At 63.3% G+C, this 18,742-nt stretch carries 14 protein-coding genes and 1 CRISPR repeat array; of the genes, 8 read left to right on the top strand and 6 right to left on the bottom strand.

Annotated elements, in window-relative coordinates:
* Positions 1–52 precede the first annotated feature (52 nt).
* Positions 53–390: a CRISPR direct-repeat array (repeat unit 38 nt; unit sequence GTCTCAGCCGCACTCCCCGCTGCGAAGGGGATTGAAAC).
* A 331-nt stretch (positions 391–721) separates the two neighbouring features.
* On the top strand, positions 722–2,140 hold the full coding sequence (locus HPY44_19690) for a hypothetical protein (GenBank protein NSW58235.1): 1,419 nt from the start codon (positions 722–724) through the stop codon (positions 2,138–2,140).
* Positions 2,141–2,150: 10 nt separating this feature from the next.
* Here the strand turns inward: HPY44_19690 and HPY44_19695 are convergent, their stop codons facing one another.
* The gene (locus HPY44_19695; GenBank protein ID NSW58236.1) at positions 2,151–5,363 is read right to left on the bottom strand and encodes a DUF4838 domain-containing protein; all 3,213 of its coding nucleotides are present in this window, start codon (positions 5,361–5,363) and stop codon (positions 2,151–2,153) included.
* A 237-nt stretch (positions 5,364–5,600) separates the two neighbouring features.
* On the bottom strand, positions 5,601–7,799 hold the full coding sequence (locus tag HPY44_19700; GenBank protein NSW58237.1) for a DUF4091 domain-containing protein: 2,199 nt from the start codon (positions 7,797–7,799) through the stop codon (positions 5,601–5,603).
* 829 nt (positions 7,800–8,628) lie between these two features.
* Here HPY44_19700 and rpmE point away from each other — a divergent pair.
* The 6 genes from rpmE to HPY44_19730 all read left to right on the top strand — a co-directional run bounded on the left by rpmE (position 8,629) and on the right by HPY44_19730 (position 13,556).
* Positions 8,629–8,850 carry a 50S ribosomal protein L31 gene (gene rpmE, locus HPY44_19705; GenBank protein NSW58238.1) on the top strand — a complete coding sequence of 74 codons (222 nt, stop codon included), beginning with the start codon at positions 8,629–8,631 and terminating at the stop codon, positions 8,848–8,850.
* A gap of 99 nt (positions 8,851–8,949) precedes the next feature.
* Positions 8,950–10,092 (top strand): DUF1385 domain-containing protein, encoded by a 1,143-nt coding sequence (locus tag HPY44_19710; protein NSW58239.1) that lies wholly within the window; start codon positions 8,950–8,952, stop codon positions 10,090–10,092.
* 51 nt (positions 10,093–10,143) lie between these two features.
* The gene (prfA, locus tag HPY44_19715; protein NSW58240.1) at positions 10,144–11,199 is read left to right on the top strand and encodes a peptide chain release factor 1; all 1,056 of its coding nucleotides are present in this window, start codon (positions 10,144–10,146) and stop codon (positions 11,197–11,199) included.
* Positions 11,196–12,068: a peptide chain release factor N(5)-glutamine methyltransferase gene (gene prmC, locus HPY44_19720; GenBank protein ID NSW58241.1), complete on the top strand. Its 873-nt coding sequence runs from the start codon at positions 11,196–11,198 to the stop codon at positions 12,066–12,068. Before prfA ends, prmC begins: the two co-directional genes overlap by 4 nt.
* Before the next feature lie 69 nt (positions 12,069–12,137).
* Positions 12,138–12,776 (top strand): DUF1559 domain-containing protein, encoded by a 639-nt coding sequence (locus HPY44_19725; protein NSW58242.1) that lies wholly within the window; start codon positions 12,138–12,140, stop codon positions 12,774–12,776.
* A gap of 156 nt (positions 12,777–12,932) precedes the next feature.
* On the top strand, positions 12,933–13,556 hold the full coding sequence (locus HPY44_19730) for a DUF1559 domain-containing protein (protein NSW58243.1): 624 nt from the start codon (positions 12,933–12,935) through the stop codon (positions 13,554–13,556).
* Between the two features lie 415 nt (positions 13,557–13,971).
* On the opposite strand, the gene HPY44_19735 is transcribed toward HPY44_19730, so the two are convergent.
* From HPY44_19735 to HPY44_19750, 4 genes are all read right to left on the bottom strand, one after another.
* Positions 13,972–14,661 carry a hypothetical protein gene (locus tag HPY44_19735; GenBank protein ID NSW58244.1) on the bottom strand — a complete coding sequence of 230 codons (690 nt, stop codon included), beginning with the start codon at positions 14,659–14,661 and terminating at the stop codon, positions 13,972–13,974.
* Between the two features lie 161 nt (positions 14,662–14,822).
* Entirely contained in the window at positions 14,823–15,503 is a 681-nt protein-coding gene (locus HPY44_19740) for a D-lyxose/D-mannose family sugar isomerase (protein ID NSW58245.1), read from the bottom strand.
* Positions 15,504–15,558: 55 nt separating this feature from the next.
* Positions 15,559–16,191 carry a ThuA domain-containing protein gene (locus tag HPY44_19745; protein ID NSW58246.1) on the bottom strand — a complete coding sequence of 211 codons (633 nt, stop codon included), beginning with the start codon at positions 16,189–16,191 and terminating at the stop codon, positions 15,559–15,561.
* A 103-nt stretch (positions 16,192–16,294) separates the two neighbouring features.
* Positions 16,295–17,194 carry a dihydrodipicolinate synthase family protein gene (locus HPY44_19750; protein ID NSW58247.1) on the bottom strand — a complete coding sequence of 300 codons (900 nt, stop codon included), beginning with the start codon at positions 17,192–17,194 and terminating at the stop codon, positions 16,295–16,297.
* A gap of 143 nt (positions 17,195–17,337) precedes the next feature.
* Between HPY44_19750 and HPY44_19755 the strand changes: the two genes are divergently transcribed.
* Positions 17,338–18,720 carry a sulfatase gene (locus tag HPY44_19755; GenBank protein ID NSW58248.1) on the top strand — a complete coding sequence of 461 codons (1,383 nt, stop codon included), beginning with the start codon at positions 17,338–17,340 and terminating at the stop codon, positions 18,718–18,720.
* The last annotated feature ends 22 nt before the right edge of the window (positions 18,721–18,742 follow it).

Genomic DNA, 18,742 nt, shown 5'->3' on the forward strand with positions numbered 1-18,742 from the left:
GGGGATTGAAACTAGAGTGTGACCTTGCACCCGTGTACATAATAAGGCTTGTGTCTCAGCCGCACTCCCCGCTGCGAAGGGGATTGAAACGCCGAGGCCACCGCTGAGCCTCCCGCTCGCCGCCGGGGTCTCAGCCGCACTCCCCGCTGCGAAGGGGATTGAAACACGCGAACACCGCGTCCGCCTCGTCGATGAGCTTTTCGTCTCAGCCGCACTCCCCGCTGCGAAGGGGATTGAAACGGCCGAGTGACGCCAATGGACTTGCGGTTTACGCGTTGTCTCAGCCGCACTCCCCGCTGCGAAGGGGATTGAAACCGGCGCGTCCCTGCGACCCAGCGCGCCCCGGCGACCCGTCTCAGCCGCACTCCCCGCTGCGAAGGGGATTGGAGCTCCGGACGGCACCGACCGAGACGGTCGGCCTACGCGCATCTTCAGCGAACTCCCCGCTCCAGACGATATTGGAAATTGCCAGCCCACGCGCAGCCTTCCACCGTCGGCGAACGACAGGACTCCCGTCGGGTCTTACGTGGGCGGGAGGACCGAAAGGAGCAAGCCCTGCGGGTGCAATGCCTTCACGCGGAACACAGCAGGCTATCCACGCACACAAGATGAGCCCACGGGGGAGGTGATGCCGGCGTAAACGTTGAAGCACAGAACGCTGCCAAGACCTTCAACCAGGAGCCAGACATACTCGGCACTCCGGGTCACGGAGTGGACAGTAATGAAATTGCCACTTTGGCTTAGCGCCTACGCCGGCCTGATTGCGCTGGTCCTGTCGAGCCACCTTGCCTGTAATGCTGCGTCGGGGCAGAGCACGGCGCAGCCAGTGGGAGATGATCCGGTGGAGACCGAAGTCAAAGATGCCGCTGAAGGACGTCGCTGGCCGACGCCCATCCCCAATGACTGCCCGTTCCCCCGCTCAACGCACCTGTCGGGCATCCGGCTGACGGGGCGCCACGCGCATTACACGGTGACGGACTACTACGATACGTCATGGGCGGCAGATGGGAATCTGTATGCCAAGTGCGGGGACGGGGCCCTGGAGTCCGCCGCCCTGAACATCCTCAACGCCGGCATTGTGAAGATCATCGGTGACGATCCACTCAGCCTGCAGTTCCGCTACCTGGGCGACTTCAACTCCTGCCCGGACGTCACGAACTGGCAATCCGGGGCGAACACCCGGCGCTACGGTTGTGCGACCCTGGTCAGGAACGGTGTGTGGTACTACGGCCTGGAGGACGGCTGGAACACTTCCTCCGATACAGGCATCGGCCGCTTCTGGGGATTCCTCTACTCCCGGGACTTCGACCGTGTAGTCGGATCCTTGGGCGAAGTGGCGGATCACAGCTTCTGGCGACTCAAGGAGAATCCCTACTGGCACGACCCCACTGGTCAGGAAGCCCGTTACTATCCGCGCACGACACGGATCGGGGAGTACCCACTCTACCCGGACGGAGTCATTCCCCCAAGGGCCGGTGGCTTCTTCGGGGAGCCGCCGAATGTCAACCGCATCCGGAACCCGCACTTCGTAGACTTGGGGAGAGACTGTGAGTGGGCTACGGATAACTACGTCTACATGACCTGCCACGGTTCCGAAGGCCTGAAGCCGCCGGAGTGGGCGAACGGAGACTCGGTCTACCTGCTTCGATGCCCGGCTCGTTTCGAGGACATCATCCGAGCCGACGGGTGGGAGTTCTACGCCGGGAAGTCCCAGCAGCGCGAGGACTTATGGAGTCACGCAGTGATAGATGCACGCCCCCTGCTCACGTGGACGGACAGGCTGGGTCACGCTTACGTGGTCTATAACAAGCCTTTGGGGCGCTACATCATGTGCATTTCGCCGCTCGTGGTCAAGGACAACGAGTCGGACAGCCCGCACAAGCTCTACTCTGCCGAGGGCTGCCTGCTGCTGGAGTCGGAGCAGATCACTGGCCCATGGAGCATCTTCCAGTACCTGGGCGGCTTCGGACCCAACGCCTACGCCATGTCCATGCCCTCGAAGTTCATCTCCCCCGATGGCCGCCGGGCCTGGCTGCTGTATTCGGCCGGCTGGGGAGCGGAGGGCCTGCCCGCGGACCCGCCGGGCAGCACCTACGCGGCCTGCTTCCAAGAGATACTCATTGACACTCTTGGCAAGTAACGTACATGGGTTACAGCGGGCAGGGAGTTGGCGTCGTTCGCCACAAGGTCCAGTTCCCCGCTGTGCGAGCGGCCTGCAGAAGCTTCGCGATCTCTTCTCGCTCCGCGTCCAGGCTTCGGTCGGGGTAGCGTTCGGCAACGCTCGCGAGCCGGGCCTCCGTGTACCGACGCTCGATGGCCTCGCGGTCAAAGGGGAAGCCCGCAGGTGAGTGGTTGCGCTGACGGTACTCCCTGTGCAGGCGCTCCATGTTGAACAGGGTGAGGATATCCAGAGACAACCTGGCGCGCCGAACGCGGGCGAGGAGTCCCCGGTCTTCTCCACATGCTGCCTCAGCCCGGTCGAAGAGGCCCTGGCAGTCGGAGATCAGGTCCAGGTCCACGAAGCTCTGTAGAGCGTAGTTGCCCACGTGGAAGGCCTGGCGGTGCGGGTCCCGGGCGTAGGCCTCTTCCAGCCGGAGCACATAGCGGGTAATGAACTCCCCGGCCGGGCCGTAGTAATGCCGGCAGAAATCGTCAATGAGGTCGTCCGCCGTTCGGGTCGGATTCCACAGCGCCTGCATGAGCACCCAGTAGGTCAGGTCCGCGTCGCAGTGGATTCCTGAGTTCAGGCCGGGCGCATCGGTCTCCATGAACACGCCCCTGGCCCCCAGTTCGTGGTACAGCCGGATGTTGTTCACCAGGGCCCGCAGGTTGGGCTGTGGGAAGATGCCGTCGTGGCCCGCATAACCCGGTACAGGCCCAGGCAGGCGCAGGCTGAACAGGGGACGGTCTGCGACCTGGGGCTGGGTGTTCCAAGTCATCCGCACGGGATCCCAATCTGTCCCGGCCTTGACGGCGCGGAAGGCCACATGAGCCCGTCCGGATGCACCGCGAACAAAGACCCGCGACAGAACCATCTCAGCGTCCAACACCCGCGCATCAGGCGGGATCGGCGACAGGTCAAAGCGCAGGTATGACCAGCACCGGCGCCCCTCGCTCCTACCGGGCGTCCCGGCAAGCTCAAGGCCACCGGCGCGCTGGATAGGGGCCTCCCACACCGCCTGGATCGCGGTGTCGGGTTGTTCCGAGCACACGATGGCCGCGGCGGAATCCATAAGGGTTGTGAGCGTGGGCTGTCGATCCCGGGGGCGTTGCCACCGCACCAGCAGGCGCGGACGGACGCCGCGGTTCGGCTCCCAGAAGGCGCTGATCCCGGCCGTGAAAACGTGGCGCTCCCCGGGAGCCACCGGGCCTTCCAGCGACAGGTGAAGGCCGGCTTGGGAAACGTCTCGGTCTGCGATGGCCTGCTGCACCCATGCCCGAAGGCCGGGGTCGCCGCGCCGGGTAATGGCCAGGCTGGACACGGGCTCCGCGCCCGAACCGTACTGGTGAGGATAGTCCCAGATGCGCACGTCCTTCGCCAACTTCAGCCAGCCCTTGAGGTTCGCCAGGTCGCGCCGGTTCACGGCTGCGTCCAGCTGGTCCCAATGGCACTTGTGGATGGGAGCGAACCGGATGATCACATCGTCGCGGATGACGCCACTCGGGGGCGGGGTCTCGTAGCCCGAGTACGCCAGGGTCTCCAGGGCAGTCCCCGCAGGCCAGACCTCACGACCGCGTTCCGCGAGCCAGTTGAGAAAGTCCAGCATCTGGCCCACGTTGGCGCCACCGTAATGGGCGTCCGCAGCCCTGCAATCCGGACATTCACAGACCTGCGGTGGGCCGTCTTCGTCGCTGATGTGAAAGATGAATCCGTTGTCGGCGTCGGCGGCGCCGCTGGAAATGGCCTCAGTGATGTTTCGGAAATACGTGTCGCGCATCGCAGGATTGGTCTTGCACAGGCCGCTATCCACTCGCTTCCCCCCGCGCAGCGCATAGAAATCCGGGTGTTCGGCGAAGTGCTTTTCGGGCGGCAGGTACCACCGGATCGTATGCCCGTGATGGTTGCCGCGAATGTGGCCACCGTACCGTTGCGAGGGGGCGTCGGTCCCCAGGTAGATGCTGGGCGCTCTGCCGTTGATGTGCCCAAATGCCAGGGCGCGGGCAAGGCGGGACCTGGTGGCATCGTCATACCAGCCCGTCCGGGGCCAGTGGTGTGGGGGGATGAGGTCGCGGTCCACGAAGGCCGGACGGCTGCGCCGGTCAACTCGCGGCAGGCGCAGGTCGGGACGCAGCGGCACGAACTCCTCGCCCGCCAGCGTCAACCAGCGCACCCCACAGAACCCCTCGAGGAACTGCGCGACAGCGTAGAAGGCTCCGCGGGGCCGACCGCCGCACAGGATCAGGCTGTTTCCGGCCCGCCGCAGGACGTACTCCTCGCCGGCCATTTCCTCGGTCCGAAGGCCGTGCCGGCGCGCGAACTGAGTGTTGCCGACGTAGATCGCCGGGCGGTCGTCGACCCTACGCTCTTCCGGCTCGATCTCGAACCACTCGCCGCAGATGCGCCGGAAGTAGTTCCGCAGTTCAGTGGCGGCAGTCTGCTCCGACTCAGTTGCTCCTGTGGCTTCCACGATGGTCCAGCGGCCGTCGGGCATGCCGGCGGGGCGCGTTGCGTAGGTGATCTCCAGCATCGGATGCTGCTGGACCAGCCCTTCTCGGCTGGTGAGGTAAGCTGTTCCGACCCATGGGGCGCTCTGAGCGAACTCCGTGATGAGCAAGAGCCCATGATTCGGGCGGGTGCCGTCGAACCAGCCTCGAGCGATCTCGGTGATGTCCGTGTACTTGTACTCTCCCTGTCCCTGCGGGTTGGTGGTCAGGCGCAGGTGGCTGCGGGGGCTTGCCCCCAGTTGCGCGGCAACCTGGAAGTCGCGGACGGTGTTATTGGGGGCGGGCAGGGCGGACGCCGACTGCCAGGTCTCAGCGGCTTCGTCAAAAGGCTGCGGTGCCGGTAGAACGAGTTTCACCATCTCATCGGCGTCATCGTAAGTGTTTCCTCTCCACTCACGGTAGAGCCCGAGGCGGACAGTGAGAACATCGCGCCCCGGAATCGGGGGGAGTTCGTCGAAACGCAGCAGGAGATGACCGTCTTCGGCATAACCGCCGCCCTGACCGGCGCACAGGGATGTGACCGCCCCGCCGGGGCTGGTGGGGCGCGCTGGGCAGAGCACTGTGTCGGCACTGACAGGGACCCGGGCGATGGTGGCCGGGATTTCGGGGGCCAGAGACGGTGAAGGTGCAGCAGTGGTCCCAGGCACGGGCACGGTGTACAAGATCAGCAGTACAAGAGCACTGGCCAGTGTCAGCATGGACCGAACAAATCTCCTTTCGCTGCACAGGCAGACGACTCAGGTTGCCACCGTGGAGCTCCGACACCCCCAGAACGCTTTTCGTGCCGATCGGAGCAAGCGCAGCCCGGCCCTCCAACCAGGCGTCATTGCGGACATCGCACACCAATCGTGCGGGTGCCCAGCCTCCTTCTGACGGACAGGCTGGAAGGATCCGCACCACTGGTTCCGCACACACGCGTCGCGACTCGGTTCGCCTCATCGGCGCTTGAGTTCCGCCTGGCCCGCCTCGACATATCTTCCGACCTTTTCCCGTACGATCTCCAGTTCCTGCGGGTCGTCGGTATACCGCGTCAGGCTCCCGACGAGTTCGTTGCCGGGGGCGAAACAGGGCGTCACTTCTCGCGCCAGGGCATCGAGAGACGGGTCACTGATACCCGCTTCCCGCAGGTCAGTCAGGGCGCAGTAGGCGAGGTAGAGATAGTCGTAATCCTCGAGCCCATCGCGCATGGCCTCCAGGCGCAGTGAGGGCAGGGGCCCGTCCGGTCCTCTCTGGTACAGGTGGTCGTGGGCGTTGTCTTGCAGGCTCCACTTCGTGTACGGCCCCTCGGTGATCGCCGGCATGTTCGCGTAGTAGCCGCCTGCGGTGGCGTAGTACAGGAACCCGTCGGTCTGGTAGGCAAAGGCCATGAAGCCCATCAGAAGACGGGCATCCATTGCGGGATGGGTCATCAGGATGTTCGCGAAGGGTTTCTCCGGCGAGTTGCAGGTGTACCACCACACCTGCCGGCCCTGTCGCCTGGCTTCGGCTGCGTTGTCATAGTTGTAGTGGTAGGTTCCAGGGCACCAGCCGTCGATGTCCTCGATGGTCTCTCCGCCGTCTGTCACTTGGCCGCCGGGGAACCAGGACCGGTGGGCGGTAGTAAGCAGCAGGAGATCGGGGAACTCCCTTCGCAGCCGCCGAGAAATCATCCGCATGGCCGGGTCCCACTCTGCCGTGGCCTCGTCGAACATGTACAGGTAGCAGGCGTCCCGCAGCCCCGCTGCCGTCGCCGCCTCGTAGCGAGCGCGGATCTGGTCCACCCACTCGTCGAGTTGGGCCTCCGTCGGCAGCTTCGTCTGCTGGTCGAGTTGCTTGCCCCAGATGTATCCCAGGTTGATGGCAGTCACACCGGCCGCCGCCCATGTCGGAAACTCCTCAATCCACTCGTCCCTGAATCCATAGATGCTGGTCGGGTTCAGGCCGTAGCTCATCTCGAACTCACCGGGCCGATTGCAGCCGACCACGACGCGCAGCCGCGGCCACTTGGGCAGTGTGAAGTCCCACACGCGCACCTCAACGGGAATCGTGGATGCTGGGGCTTCCTTCGGCCGGACCGTCACCGTGCCGCGATAGACGCCTGCCTTCGCATCCCGGGGTACATGCACCCGGTACCACAAGCTCTGCACGTCGCCGCGCTTGATGGTGAAGGCCTTCAGGAATGTCAGGATTGGTTCGGGCCAGTAGCCGTGGATGGACAAATCAGAGGGCACGGAGTACGGGCAATACCCCACCGGCGCGAAGAGCAACTGATCTGCTGGAATCGTGTGCCCGGCTTCTGATTTCAGGGCGGAGCACTCCAGCGTCACGCCGGTCAGGTCACAGTCCGGGCTGTAGACGACGACCTGCCGGTTCTCGTATTCCCCCCTGGCGGCGCTTATGTTGATCTCGGCGGGCAAAGGCTGATTGGCCAGGGCGTCGAAGCTCTTGGGCCGCACCTTCAGGGTGCCGCTGACCACGGCGATCCCGTAGGCGGGCCTGCCCTCAAGCGCCGGGCCGTTCGCCAGCAAGGCAGCGCGGACACGTTCATTCTCCGGGGTTGAATCGGTGGTGGTGGACGCGTTCATGGACGGATCGGTCTCGATGCGGATGGAGCCGAAGCGAGCGAGTTCGCTCCACTGGTAGCGCTGGATCCACAGGGCCAGTTGGGTCACAGGCTGCTCTTCGGTGCCCACTGTACCCATGTGGGTCTCGTACACGGTGGTGGGATCGTGGCCGCCCGTGCCGGCGATGATGCGGTCGGGCTCCGAAGACTTCCGGCCGCCTTCCAGTCCACGGAGCAGAATGAACCACCAGGGGTTGCCGGGAAGGCGGGGCTGGGTGAAGTAGCGCAGATAGACCTGGTGCGTCCCGGCGGGGAGTCCGGTCACGGTGACCAGCAGTTTGCCGCCGCCGGCGCGCTTCGGGGTCTGCCAGAAGCCGTCGCCGGACCACCCCCAACCGGCCGCCTGGAGGGCCGCGGCATCGGTGATTTCGGTGCCGCCCTCGCCCTGCACACGCACCTGCACGCCCTCGTGTGCACTCTCCACAGCGAACCGGCCGTTCTCCTGCGGATGGAGCCACGTCACCAGACCGATATCGCTCCAGGCAGGGAACGCAATGGCGAGCATGATTGCGCCGGCTGTCGCACACTTCATTGGTACATCTCCTCCACGTCTGCCGCCACGTGGCCTTTGGAGACATTTCGGGCACGGCAACCACTTGGCGGTGCTAAAGCCCTGCGAGTAGTCTCACCGGTCGGAAGGTCCCACCCATCCGGTCGTGGGCAACGGCCTATACTGCAGGCAGGTTCGCGGCGTGGGCGCGCAGTACCTTCTGCACGACGCAGGCCCGCCCCGGACAGCGCGTATTGTCCCGGGAAGGGTGCCGAGCCGGCCCAATGGGGGTTCATCGCCGCCTCGGGTCATCCACTTTTCGTCATCGACGGTGCCGGGGGGGTGAAGGCCGTCGATGCTTCCGCCCGGGGTCTGGTTAGGGTGCGTTTCAGTCTGGCAGGTATCTGCGCGTCACCTGATCGCTGGTCCCAGAGTGTCGGAATCTCGCTGGTGGCCCTTTTGCCTTACATCCCGCGACGCGGGCTGCGGCGTGTAGTCACGGGTAGAGCGAATTGAAGCGTGACGGAACCTGTGGTGAGCCTCCGAATTGCGTCTCCTGAGCCCCCAAAGGTGCGACAGAAATGATGAGAACGCTGCGGAGTTGTGCTGCCCTGCCCGGTGGCTCTCGGGTGACCTTGGGGCGCCAGTGTCCAGGGGCTGCGTCGCGCTTCGCGGGCTTTGAGGCTATGACAACGGCCCGAGGCCTTGCGGCGCCTAGTCCACGAGGGGATCGTGCCGAGCCGGCACGCCCCACCCACTTTTCGCGGTCAGACCCTCTCGGTGAAAACGCTTGCGAGTCGCGGACGGCATTGTTATAATTTACTGCTCATGGTTCGTTCATCTGTTCCGATGCTCAGAAGGTGAGAGACGAATGAAGCCGGATATCCATCCCGACTACGTGGATTGCACGGTCACCTGTGCCTGCGGCGAAAGCTTCACCACACGGTCCACCAAGCCCTCCCTGCGGCTCGACATCTGCAGTAAGTGCCACCCGTTCTTCACCGGCACTCAGAAGATCGTGGACACCGAGGGCCGCGTGGAACGCTTCATCAAGCGCTACCAGATGCAGGACCGGTACAACAAGCAGAAGTAGCGCGCCCGCACCGGTGCTTGAGCCCAGGTGGGGAACTTCCGCCTGGGCTCGCCTTTTGCCGGGACTGGACCTGATCGATCTCGACAGACGAGGCCACTCATGACCAGCGCTGAAGAGCGGACAGGCTGCGGGAGTTGCCCGTGCGGGGAAGACGCCCACTATTACGGCGGACAGGCCGTGATGGAGGGCGTGATGATGCGCGGAACGGACCGCTATGCCGTGGCGGTTCGCCGCGCCGACGGCGAAGTGGTCCTGGGGGAGCAGCCGATCTCGAACTTTGCGGACCGCCACCCTTGGGCGAAATGGCCGCTGATCCGGGGCAATGTGGGCTTGATCGACGGCCTGGCGCTTGGCATGAAAGCTCTCTTCTGGTCGGCCGATGTTCTAACCCAGGAGGAGCGCGAGCGTCTCGCAGCGGAGAAAGCAGCGGAAGCCGCGAACGCACCCGACGCCGACCCCGCCACCCAGGCGCCTGCGGAGACGGCACCGGAGCCCGAACCCCAAAAGGGCCTGGACTCGGTGGCCAAATGGGTCACCATCGCGATCTCCTTCGCCATCGCCCTCTGCGTTTTCGTGTTTCTGCCAACGTGGGCTGTGGACGCGATCCCGCACGAATTGCAGGAGAAAACGCCCTGGTGGGGCTGGGACAGCATTCTGCGCAATGTGATCGAGGGCGGGATCCGGCTGACCGTTCTGCTTCTGTACATTGTGGCCATCAGCCGGATGCAGTACGTCAGCCGACTTTTCCAATACCACGGCGCCGAACACGCGGCAATCAACTGCTATGAGGCGGGGGAAGCGGTGACGCCTGCCAATGTCATTCGCTACAGCACTCTGCACCCGCGATGTGGCACGGCGTTCCTGTTCGTGGTCATCATCGTCAAGGTCATTCTCGGCTGGTTCTTCGGTTGGCCGGACCTTGGCCTGCGCCTGGTCATCCGCTTCGGCCTGCTTCCGGTTGTGGCGGGCATCGGATACGAGGTGATCCGCTGGGCCGGTCGGCACCGCGGATCGGCCCTCTCACGGGTGCTCGCGGCCCCGGGGATGCTCATGCAGAAGCTTACCACCCGGCGACCCGACGAAAAGCAGGCCGAAGTGGCGATCTACGCCCTGGCCGCCGTTGCCCCGGAAGTCGACCTGCCGGCCCACATGCCGGAGGCGAGACGTCTCCCGATCCCCCTGGTCGCAAAGATGGAGCCGGATACTGAACCGGCGACAAGTGGTGGCGCGGACGCCCACTGACGGCCGGAATCTGCGAGATCCCCCATGGACCTGAATCAGACTTTCGAACGTATGGCTGAAGAACTGGAGGAGCTGGGCCGAAAGCTCAGCGACCCCGCTGTTATCTCCGACCAGTACCTGTTCCGGGACCTGAGCCGCCGGCATTCCGAGCTCCAGTCGGCATTGGATCTGTGGAACGAATATACACAGGCCGCGAGAGACCGGGACGACGCGGAAGCTCTCCTGGCCGAGACTGAAGACGAGGCAATGCGGGAGTTCATCCAGGCCGAGTACGAAGAGGCCGCGGAGAAGGTCGAGGGGCTGTATAACCGCCTGCTCCTGACCCTCGTGCCACGCGACCCGCGGGATTCAAGAAACGCAATCGTGGAAATTCGCGCGGGGACGGGTGGGGAAGAGGCCGCGCTCTTCGCGGGTGACCTGTTCCGCATGTATTCGGGCTACGCCGAGCGCAAGGGCTGGAAGGTCGAGGTCCTTGGCGAGAACGAGTCGGAGATGGGCGGCTACAAAGAGATATCCTTCATCCTGGAGGGGCACGGCGCATTCGGGACGATGAAGCACGAAAGCGGCGTCCACCGGGTGCAGCGGGTGCCGAAGACCGAGTCCCAGGGCCGCCTGCATACATCGGCAGCCAGCGTGGTCGTGCTGCCGGAAGCAGAGGAAGTGGACATCGAGATCGCGCCGTCGGACCTGAAGATCGAAGCGTTCCGCGCCGGCGGCCCTGGCGGCCAGCACATGCAGAAGAACGACACTGCGGTGCGCATCGTTCACATCCCGTCGGGCATCGCGGTAGTCTCCTCGAATCAGCGCAGCCAGTTGCAGAACAAGGAACAAGCCCTGCGCATGCTGCGCTCGCGCCTCATGGAGATCGAACTGGAGAAGCAACAGGCCGAGGAAGCTGCCGCCCGGCGCGAGCAGGTACGCAGTGGCGACCGCAGCGAGAAGATTCGCACCTACAACTGGCCCCAGGACCGCATCACGGATCACCGGATCGGCCTGACTATCCACAACATCCCGGCGGTCATGAACGGGGAGTTTGACCCGATGGCCGACGCCCTGCGGGAGCATGAAGACGCCGAGCGCCTCAAGCGCCTGGTGGATGTGAAGTGACGGTCCGAGAGGCACTGCACCAGACCGAGCAGAAGCTAAAGGCGGCGCGCATTCGCTTCTACGAAGTGGACGCGCGCCTTTTGCTTGCCCACTGCCTGGGAACCACCATGGGCCGCCTCCCCACCCTTTTCGCCGACCCTGTCAATAGTGAAACCATCAGGATGCTGGACGCGCTGGTGACGCGCCGGGCAGCCCGCGAGCCCCTGTCGTACGTCCTCGGCGAGACGGAGTTCATGTCCCTCCGGTTTCACTGTGACGCCAGGGTTCTCACCCCGCGTCCGGACACAGAGATCCTGGTTGAGGCCGTCATTGAAACGGTCAGGGCACGGTTCGGAGAAGGCGACAGCGCAGGCTTGATCCTCGCGGACATCGGCACCGGCAGCGGGTGCATCGCCGTCGCGCTTGCCCATGCCCTCCCGGCGGCGGAGGTGATCGCAACCGACCTGTCCGCGGACGCTCTGGACGTGGCCCGCGCAAATGCTGCCCTCAACGGGCTCGAACACCGTATTACCTTTCTCCAGGGGCCGGACCTTGGACCGCTGGTTGCCGCCGGAATCTGCGACCGTGTTCAGGTGGTTGTCTCAAACCCCCCTTACATCCCGGAGCGAGATTTCGCCACCCTCGAGCCCGAGGTTGTCGAGCACGAACCCCACCTCGCGCTCTATGGCGGCGAGGATGGCCTCGACGGCCACCGGCGCATTCTCGGGGAGCTGTCCTGCCTCCCCAACGTCGAGGTCGTCGCCTTCGAGTTCGGTTTTGAGCAAGAAGGCCTGCTGGAAGCGCTGACGAAGTCGAGCCTCCCCGGCTGGGACGTGTCCATACGCAACGACCTTGCCGGGTTCCCCCGTGCGATTATCGCCACAAAATAGTCCTATAATGTGCAAGGAAATGCTTGTCGCCGCGCCGAATAGTGCCACGTCGTATAACATCCCACATCAATGGAGGTCCGCAATGGCCGCACAGGTTTCACCCTCATCGAACTGCTGGTCGTCATTGCAATTATCGCTATTTTGGCTGCCATTCTCTTTCCTGTCTTCGCCCGGGCCCGCGAAAAGGCCCGCTCGGCAAGCTGCCTGAGCAATGTGAAGCAATTGACCCTGGGCGCGCAGATGTATAGCCAGGACTACGACGAAGAGGTTTTGTCATGCTACATCGGTGGCGTCTGGTGGAATAACCTGGTCATGCCCTATGTGAAGAACAGCCGGATCTTCATCTGTCCCAGCAACAAGTCCGCATTCTGCGGATACGGGCACAACCACTGCAACCTTGGCTACAATGGCTCGGTCTCCATGAGCAGGGTGGCTAAGCCCGCGGAGACCGTTCTTCTGTGCGACACCGGGCTCATCACGAATCCCACGGCCGCGCCGAACGACTGGAAAGAAGATGGCTCGGGCCATTATTACGGCCGGTGGCCCAACAATGTGCCATACTGGGACACCGACCCGCGCCGCGCCGTGCCCCGACACAACGGCCTGTGCAATACCGCGTTCCTCGACGGCCACGGTAAGGCCATGACCATGGACGCACTGGTGAGCCAGACACACGGCTCAGCGACCTGTCTGTGGGACATCATGTAAGCACAACCACCCCCCCGAAGAAGCGATGAACGGTGGCAGCCAGACCGTGGCTGCCGCCGTTTTCTGTTTTCCTTTCATCTTGCGGAAATCTACGGTCTCGCTGTACAATTTACTTACCGCGTAATGTAGTTACCAACCAAATGGAGGTACTGCTGAATGTCGCGACGTGGTTTCACTCTGATTGAGTTGCTGGTCGTCATCGCGATTATCGCGATCCTCGCTGCGATCCTCTTCCCGGTCTTCGCGCGAGCCAGAGAGAAGGCCCGGCAGTCGAGCTGCTCCAGCAACGCCAAGCAACTGGCGCTTGGTCATCTGATGTACGTGCAGGACTACGACGAGATGTTCTCAGGACGTGGCAAGACCGGTGGAGTCGTTCCCGATCGCTCCTGGATGAAGCTCATCGAGCCGTACATCAAGAACACACAGATCTTCATCTGCCCCAGCGACAGCGGCCCCCACGCATGGCGCGACGGAACTTCTTCATACGGGATCAATTGCCGGGCGATCGGCGCGGACTCTCCGTGCTACAGGCTCGCCGACCTGACCAAGCCCGCGGAGACCGCTCTGCTGCAGGACCACGACAATGCTTGCGCCAAGGCCGGCGCGACCTGCGCCTGCGGCTGTGGCGGGGTCCCATCCCTGCAGACGCGCATCGCCACGGGATGCCGCCACAATGAGGGCGCCAACGTTGCCTTCTGCGATGGTCATGTCAAATGGCTCAAGGGCGACCAGTTGAACCCCGTGCTCAACGGCGGGCAGAACCCGATCTACAACCGCTAAGCGATTCGCTCCGACAAAGACGAGTAATGGCGCACATTGAACGGCTCCGCGGAAGCGTGGAGCCGTTCGGCATTCTTGGAAAGGCCAGGTCCTGGCGAGAGTACGCTTGCGTTGATCCTGGGAAAAGAGATGGTGGTGGGCGACGAATGGAATGGGCACTGACTTCGTGCAGCGGGTGACGAGCTGGACGGGGGCCCCACGCGGCCAGCCCTGTGTCAGCGCTCCTGGGAGACGGATGGGCGAATGGTGCACTATTGTGTGCATCGGCAACGGCGCGAGTGAGAGCCGGCAGTGATTTCCGGGCAGAGGCAGGCGCTCCGACAACGCCCCGGAGCCCACGCTGGGCCGATGCGAAGAGAAAGGGCGCGACCGTGAAGGCCGCGCCCTGTGTGTGTCTTGCAACCGCAGGACTGGACTACCAATCCCAGGCGATGCCACCGCGGAAGAAAGTGTCGCCGTCGAACTGCCCGGCGGTCAGCTCGATCTTGTCATTCACGCAGTAAGTCGCCATGTACGCGGGCATCGAGCGGTAGTTCAGAATTGCCGCGCCGATCTTCGGGGTGAACTTGAACTGGAAGCCGCCGAAGAGCTCGCTGTCATGCTGCTTCTCGCCCCAGCCGAGGTGAAGGCGGACGAGCGGGGCCTTCCAGGTCGGGACGGCGGGAGCGGCCAGATTGAAGGCGCCCAGCACGAACAGGGACGGGTCGTCGTAGTCCGGGTTGCCCATGGAGCGGGGCAGGCCCAGGTCAGCCATGAACTGCTGACCGCCGATCCAGTCCTCGCCGGTGATGTTGGTCGCGCCCACGATGAGGGACGGGTGGTCGGCGGTTTCCTTGACGAGGGTGACATACGCATTGGCCTGGAAGTAGGAATCGGCACTGTCAACGTCGGCATACCACAGGTCGACTTCGAGCCAGTCGGTGACGCCATAGAACAGTTCGCCGATAACCGTATCGGTGTTCATCGGGCGGTTCCAGTAGATGGCGTTCGCTTCCCACTGTCCCTTGGCGACAACATTGCCGGTGGGCATGCTCACGATGTCGCCAGCCAGGACCGGCACTGCACTGCAGAGTACGAGGATTACGGCGACGACTAGTTTGGACATTGGTCTTCCTCCCGTGTTGTCTGGCCTTGCGGCCTGCGAGTCGCTCGCAGCCATTGGCATTAGACCGTTCCCCCCGCTGAACGTCTTGCAGAACATTAAGAAAAGATTAGGCCCGGCGAAGAAAACGCCGGGCTTTGTCTCGGGCTGTACGGGAACCGGGCTCAGGACGCCGGAGGGTACTCGTTGCACAACAGGTACATGGCCGGTTCGTCTTCGTCGATTGGCGAGAATCGCGGCTGGTTCTCCAGAAACCGGTTGTCGTTTTCGTCGTCGTTGACTTTCGAGACCTCGCCCACGAGCGCCGTGCCGGTTCCGGCTTCTGCCCAGAAGGTGTGGTAGTTGTAGGCAGGGAGGGTTATGCTCTCCCCCGGGGTGAGACGGATCACGGACCCCGCGGGTACCTGGTACGCATGGCCGTCCACATTCACCGGAACAGGCGTGTCGGCAAGCTGTTCATCCTCGGTGGAATTGTAGACCTTCACCAGCAGATTGCCACCCGCCCGGCAGATGATGTCTTCCATCTTGTTCCAGTGGAAGTGGTAGGGCGTGTACTGCTCCTCCTTCACGATCAGGAGCTTCTCGCAATAGGGCTTCGTGTACTTCTCCAGATGCGGGTGGCCATTGCGGATGGTGAACAGGAGCAGCCCCATTTCGTCGAACTTGCCACTGCCGTAATCCGTAATGTCCCAGCCTAGCTTACAGTCCCGTATCTCGTCCCACTCGTGTCCGGCCATCGCCCATTGTTCCGGGGACCAAAAGGCCCACGGGGGCAGGTTGAAATTGTACTTCCGGCATAGTTCCACGTTCTCGCGCAGGATTGCGTTGATCTCGGATCGCTTCACGGTAATCCCCTCGCTATGGCCCGGGAGTGAAGTGTGATGGCTGCCCCGGCCTGCGTCAGCCTTCGCCACCAGCCGCCCAGATAAAGCCGCGGCGCATGAGCTCGGCCACCTGCGGGATCTCGATGTCTGCCGCAACATGGCCTACGGAGCAGTAGTAGACCCGGCCCTTGCCGTAACTCTTGATCCAGACCGCGGGCATCACGGTATAGTCGAAGTTCACCGTAGCCAACACGATGTTACCCGGGTCAACGTGCATGTAGTACTTCTCGCTGGTGACCTCGAAATCCCCGATGCCGGCGGTCAGCGGGTTCCACGGATCGACGATGTGCACGGTGTAGGTGACCCCGGCGCCCCCGGGATGCGCCACCCACTGGCCGCCGACCATGAACTGGTATTCGGTCTGCTGGCGGAAAGCATCGCTCATGCCGCCGTGAACTCCGGCGATCCCGCAGCCTCCACGCACCGCATCGAGCAGAGGGTTGAGTTGGTCGGCCTCGATGTTCCCCATGGTCCAGACCGGCACGATGAGACTGAGGTCCTTCATCAGGGCTTCGTTCTTGAATGCGTCCAGTGTGTCGGAAATCTCGACGGACATGCCGCTATCGGTGAGGATCCGGGCAAAATGATCCGCAACCTGCACCGGTTCGTGGCCGTCCCAGCCACCGCGAACGATCAGGGCTTTCTTCATGCGTGAGTCTCCTTGTTACGCGCCCGCACGTGGCGGGAGCCAGCGGTTGTTCGCGACACTACTTCGCCCAACAATGGCCGGACACCTTCGCCGCCGCTACGGGTTACAGCGCCGTGAGCTCCTCGAGTCCGGCTTCGGCCAGTCGTCGGTGGAGGTCCCTTTGTTGATCGGGCGACAGCGTTGGGATTGGCCCTCTCGGGTCGCCGCAATCATACCCCACGAGCTTCATGGTGGCCTTGAACGCCGGAATACCGCCGAACTGCAGCATCACATAGATGATCTGGTTACAGCGCGCCTGCAGGTACATCGCACGGTCCATGTCGCCGCTGAAGAAGGCCTCGCGCAGGCGCAGGAATGCGGCGGGGATGATGTTGTAGGTGGTGCCGATGGCCCCGTGCGCCCCCATGGTCAGTGCGGGCAGGTGCAGTTCATCGGGCCCGGAAAGCATGGTGAAACGCTGGCCGGTGAGCTCGAAGACCCACCTCATGAGGTACAGCGCGGGGTCGGTGAACTTCAGTCCGGCGAGGTTCGGGACCTCCAGCAACCTGCTGGCGCTATCGGCCGTGAGCGCCGCGCCGGTGAGGTGGGGGATGTGATAGATGAAGAACGGCAGATCGGTCGCCGAACCGATGGCCTTGTAATGGCCGAGGGTGGCTTCGAACCCAAGCTGGTAGTAGACCGGGGCGATGCTACTGACAGCATCGGCTCCGATATCCTGTGCGTGCTTGGCAAGTTCCACTGACTGCGCTGTGGTGTTGGACCCAACATGCACCATGACCGCGGCGCGACCGGCCACGATCTGCACCGCGGCCTCGGCCATGAGACGCCTCTCTTCGGGCGAGAGATAGAGGCCCTCGCCGGTGCTGCCACAGACGAAGAAGCCAGTGACGCCCACGTCGATCTGCCAGTTCAGGAGTGCCTCGAAGCGTCCGATGTCCACATTCCCGTCGTCATCGAAGGGCGTGAAAATCGCGGTATTGAGCCCATGCAGAGGTTCGAACATCGTGGTTCCCTTTCCCTGTCGTCCTGTGATGCGGTCCTCATGTTACCCCCAACCGGCGAGGGGCGCAAGCGCCTGGAAAGGCGTGCAGAGGAGTCCGCCGCGTGCCGGAGAAGAGACCCGGACAACCAAGGGAGGTGCGCCCATTGAAGGTCATTCTGATCTACGCGGACTCGCTGAGACGCGATCACGTCGGCGCTTACGGCAATGACTGGATTCATACGCCAAATCTGGACCGCCTTGCCGCGCAGTCGAGTGTGTTCGAGCACGCCTACATCGGATCTTTTCCCACGGTGCCCACGCGCCGCGACGTCATGCTGGGCTGCGGTGACAAGGGCGTGCCTTTCAACCGCTGGAAGTGCATCGACAATGATGAGGTGACGCTCCCCGAGCGCCTGGCAGCCAAGAACATCCCATCGATGATGATCACCGATGTGCAGAACACGGTGACGCGCGGGATCAACATCAACAAAGGGTTCACCGCCTGGACCTGTAACCGCGGGCAGGAGGCGGACCCGTCGTGGATGGATGACACGGTGCCGCTGGAGTTCCCGGTGGAGCCACACCTGATTCGCTACCCGGCCGCCTGGTGGCACCAGATCCTGGTCACCCGGGTGCATCGCAGGACCGAAGAAGACTGGTTTGCACCGGCCACTTATGCCACAGCAATCCGATGGTTGCAGCAGAACTATACCCGCGACAGTTTCTTCCTTTATCTGGACACCTTCGACCCCCACGAGCCCTGGGATCCGCCCCAATGGTATGAAGATATGTATGATCCGGGCTTCAAGGGCAGGCGCTTCGATGCGCCGACGTACGGAATCGTGAAAAAGCTTGGCTACACGCCCCGCGAGGTCAGGAACATCCGCGCGCGGTATGCGGGTGAGGTGACCATGGTGGATGCTGCGCTGGGGCGACTTCTCACCACCCTCGAAGACCTGGGAATCGCCGACGATACGCTCCTGATCTTCACCAGTGATCACGGCATCTATCTGGATTACCCTGCTGACAACGGGATGATCTGCAAGGCAAACATGCTCGGCGATGACGGCTCAATCATGGGCGGGGGCGCCCCACCGAAGCCGCCACTACACTATTACCCCCACTATACGGGCGTCTGCCGTATCCCGCTCATGATTCGGCTGCCCGGGCAAACCAAAGGGCGGCGCATCCCGGCGATCGTCCAGCCGTGGGACTTGACTACCACTGTGCTGGATGCATTCGGGATACCGAAGCCGGACGGTCTGTGGGGGAATTCGCTGCTCCCGCTGGCGGCAGGTAAAGGTCGCAAGGGCCGCGATGCTGCCCTCCTGGGGACGCCCATCAATACTCAGGTAATGACACCGGAGTGGATGTACTGTGTTTGGCGCGGACAGCGTGAACCGGTGCTGTATAACCTCGAGAAAGACCCTAATCAGACGAAGAACGTGGTCCACAAGTACCCGGACGTTGCCGCTCAGATGCGCAGGTTCGCAGATGAGCACCTTGCGATGCAGGGAATGGGAGACCAGGCGGGGGAGTACAAGTAGAGAGAAGGCCCAGGCAATCAAG

Source organism: Armatimonadota bacterium, from assembly GCA_013314775.1.
Classification (GTDB): Bacteria; Armatimonadota; Zipacnadia; order Zipacnadales; family JABUFB01; genus JABUFB01.

What these genes read in the sequence shown, in the direction of transcription:
- HPY44_19700 (NSW58237.1), bottom strand. Translation starts at nt 7,799, where the DNA reads ATGAAGTGTGCGACAGCCGGCGCAATCATGCTCGCCATTGCGTTCCCT.
- HPY44_19750 (NSW58247.1), bottom strand. Translation starts at nt 17,194, where the DNA reads ATGTTCGAACCTCTGCATGGGCTCAATACCGCGATTTTCACGCCCTTC.
- prfA (NSW58240.1), top strand. Translation starts at nt 10,144, where the DNA reads ATGGCTGAAGAACTGGAGGAGCTGGGCCGAAAGCTCAGCGACCCCGCT.
- HPY44_19745 (NSW58246.1), bottom strand. Translation starts at nt 16,191, where the DNA reads ATGAAGAAAGCCCTGATCGTTCGCGGTGGCTGGGACGGCCACGAACCG.
- HPY44_19725 (NSW58242.1), top strand. Translation starts at nt 12,138, where the DNA reads ATGGAGGTCCGCAATGGCCGCACAGGTTTCACCCTCATCGAACTGCTG.
- rpmE (NSW58238.1), top strand. Translation starts at nt 8,629, where the DNA reads ATGAAGCCGGATATCCATCCCGACTACGTGGATTGCACGGTCACCTGT.
- HPY44_19735 (NSW58244.1), bottom strand. Translation starts at nt 14,661, where the DNA reads ATGTCCAAACTAGTCGTCGCCGTAATCCTCGTACTCTGCAGTGCAGTG.
- HPY44_19690 (NSW58235.1), top strand. Translation starts at nt 722, where the DNA reads ATGAAATTGCCACTTTGGCTTAGCGCCTACGCCGGCCTGATTGCGCTG.
- HPY44_19695 (NSW58236.1), bottom strand. Translation starts at nt 5,363, where the DNA reads ATGCTGACACTGGCCAGTGCTCTTGTACTGCTGATCTTGTACACCGTG.
- HPY44_19710 (NSW58239.1), top strand. Translation starts at nt 8,950, where the DNA reads ATGACCAGCGCTGAAGAGCGGACAGGCTGCGGGAGTTGCCCGTGCGGG.
- HPY44_19730 (NSW58243.1), top strand. Translation starts at nt 12,933, where the DNA reads ATGTCGCGACGTGGTTTCACTCTGATTGAGTTGCTGGTCGTCATCGCG.